The sequence below is a fragment of the Mesorhizobium sp. M2C.T.Ca.TU.002.02.1.1 genome (assembly GCF_003997225.1).
This window is the reverse complement of record NZ_RZTO01000793.1, coordinates 1-2,798: the sequence shown is the minus strand read 5'-3', so window position 1 is coordinate 2,798 and position 2,798 is coordinate 1. Positions and strand designations below refer to the sequence as shown.

Here is a 2,798-nt window from a genome sequence, read left to right as displayed (position 1 = left end):
GCCCTCGCACCTGTTCGAGCTGATCCTGCGGCTGAAGGATCAAGTGCGCCCGCATGGCGAGGCGTTCGAATACCGCTCGATCGAGACCGACGTGCTCGCCTTCATCATGGAGCGGGTGAGCGGCAAGCGCTTGGCGCAGCTCGTCTCGGAAGAGCTCTGGCAAAAGCTCGGCGCCGACGAGAGCGCCTGCTTCACCGTCGACAGCGCCGGCTATGCGCTTGCCGATGGCGGCTTCAACGCCACGCTGCGCGACTATGGCCGCTTCGGGCAGTTGATCCTCGACAATGGCGGCGGCGTCATCCCGGCCGACTGGATCGAGGCGACGCGCAGCGGCAAGCACGGGCCGGATTTCAGCCCAAGCCTCCCAGACGGCAGCTACCGCAATCAGTTCTGGATCGAGGATTCGCGCTCACGCTCGCTGATGTGCCGCGGCGTGTTCGGCCAATTGATCCATATGAGCTGGGAACACAGGATGGTCGTGGTGAAGCTTTCGACCTATCCGGATTTCCTCAACGCCGCCTATTCGGTGGCGACGCAGAAGGCGGTGCATGCCATCGCCGCCGCGCTGGCCTGAATCGCAGAATAAAATCCCGGAGAGTGTCGTGATCGGCAAGAGCGCCTTCGAGGCCAGATACGGCTTTGCCCGCAAGGATGTGCGGCTCGAAACCTGGCGGCTTTCGCCGTTCAACCGATGGTCGTTCCAGAATGTCGGCGAGCTGGTGCCGAGCGCGCATGTCGCCGCGGCGCCGGGCGGCGGAGAACAGGCGAAATCGCTCGGCGCCTTGCTCGAGGAGAAGGTCTCGCTCGCCGGCGGCAGCGAAACCGTCGAGAGCTTCCTGAAGCGTTCCGACACGGACGGGCTGACCATCCTGAAGGCCGGCAAGCTCGTCGGCGACTGGTCGGCGCCGCATATGCCGTTCGGCTCCCGCCACATCATCTTTTCGATCAGCAAGTCGGTGACGGCGATCCTCGCAGGCATATTGGAAGGCGAGGGCGTGTTCGATCCCAACGCGCCGGTTACAAAGTATATCCCCGAGGCCAAGGGCTCGGCCTATGGCGATGCGAGCGTGCGCAACGTGCTCGACATGACGGTGAGCCTCGATTTCGAGGAGGCCTATCTCGATCCGGAAAGCGCCTTTGCCCGCTACCGCCGCTCGACGTTGTGGAATCCCGGTGGCGGATCGGAGAGCCTCGCGGCTTTCCTGATGACGATCCAGCGGCTTTCCGAGCCGCATGGCCAGACCTATCGCTACCGCTCGCCCAATTCGGACGTGCTCGGCATTCTGGTCGAGCGGGCGTCGGGCATGCGCGTGACCGAGCTGCTCCGTGAAAAACTGTGGTTGCCGCTCGGCGCCGCGAGCGACATGTCGGTGACGGTCGACATGGAAGGCACGGCGCGCACGGCCGGCGGCATGTCGATGACGCCGCGCGACCTTGCCCGCATCGGCGAGATGATGCGGCAGGGCGGCACGGCGAACGGCCGCCGCATCGTCCCGGAAGTCTGGGTGCGCGACACGGTCGCCACCGGCGGCAGTTCTGAGGCCTGGCAGCGCGGCACGATGGCGTTCCTGTTCCCGAAGGGCCGCTACCGCAACAAATGGTATCAGACCGGCCACGACAGCGGCGCCTTCTGCGGCATCGGCATTCATGGGCAATGGCTCTACGTCAATCCGAAGGCGGAAGTGGTGATCGCCAAGATGTCGTCGCAGCCGGAGCCGGTGGACGACAAGCTGGATGAGGACATTGTGGCGTTCTTGGAGGCGCTGAGCGGCATGGTCTGAGCCGACCCGAGATTGGTTCAAAGGTTGTTTTCTGTGGACCTGCGGCGCGTGATGAAACCGTTGCGGTTGGCGTAGCGGCTCTCCCGGCCTATGGTCGCCGCTCTTTTCGGCAGGGACCAGCATGGCATCGGACATCAAGCGCATCGCAGCAATCATCGCGGCCGAGATCGGCGCGCGGCCGGAACAGGCCGCAGCGGCGATCGGGCTGCTGGACGAGGGCGCCACGGTGCCTTTCGTGGCGCGTTACCGCAAGGAAGTCACCGGTGGGCTCGACGACACGCAGCTGCGCGACCTTTCCGAGCGGCTTGCCTATCTGCGCGAGCTCGATGCGCGGCGCGAGACGATCGTCAGCTCCATCCGCGAGCAGGGCAAGCTGACCGAGGAGCTGGAGGCCAAGATCGCGGCGGCCGCCACAAAGGCGGAGCTCGAGGACATCTACCTGCCCTACAAGCCGAAGCGGCGCACCAAGGCCGAGATCGCCAGGGAGCGCGGGCTTGGTCCGCTCGCGGAGGCAATCCTGGCCGATCGGTCGAAAGCGCCGGCGGAGCTGGCGCTCGCCTATGTCACGGAAGAGGTGACCGACGCCAAGGCGGCGCTCGAAGGCGCGCGCGATATCCTGTCGGAGCAGTTCGCCGAGAATGCCGATCTGGTCGGCAAGCTGCGCGCCTATATGAAGGAACGCGCCTTCCTGCGCGCAAAAGTCGTCGACGGCAAGCAGGAGGCCGGCGCGAAGTTCGCCGACTATTTCGACCATGTCGAGCGCTGGTCGGGCGTGCCCAGCCACCGTGCCTTGGCCATGCTGCGCGGCCGCAACGAAGAGGTGCTGTCGCTCGATATCGAGGTGGATGCCGACGATCAATCGCCGGTGAAGCCGGTCGAGCGCATGATCGCCAACGCCTATGCGATTGGCGGCAGCCTGCCCGGCGATAAATGGCTGATGGAAGTGGCTGGCTGGACCTGGCGGATCAAACTGTCGCTGCATCTGACGCTCGACCTGATGCGCGACCTGCGCGAGCG

General features: G+C 65.3%; 3 protein-coding genes. All 3 read left to right on the top strand.

Annotated elements, in window-relative coordinates:
* On the top strand, positions 1-574 hold a 574-nt coding region (locus EOD07_RS29500), incomplete at its 5' end, for a serine hydrolase (RefSeq protein ID WP_164772651.1).
* A 28-nt stretch (positions 575-602) separates the two neighbouring features.
* The gene (locus EOD07_RS29495) at positions 603-1,781 is read left to right on the top strand and encodes a serine hydrolase (protein WP_127237847.1); all 1,179 of its coding nucleotides are present in this window, start codon (positions 603-605) and stop codon (positions 1,779-1,781) included.
* 121 nt (positions 1,782-1,902) lie between these two features.
* The coding region (locus EOD07_RS29490) for a Tex-like N-terminal domain-containing protein (RefSeq protein ID WP_281059092.1) at positions 1,903-2,798 on the top strand (896 nt) is incomplete at its 3' end.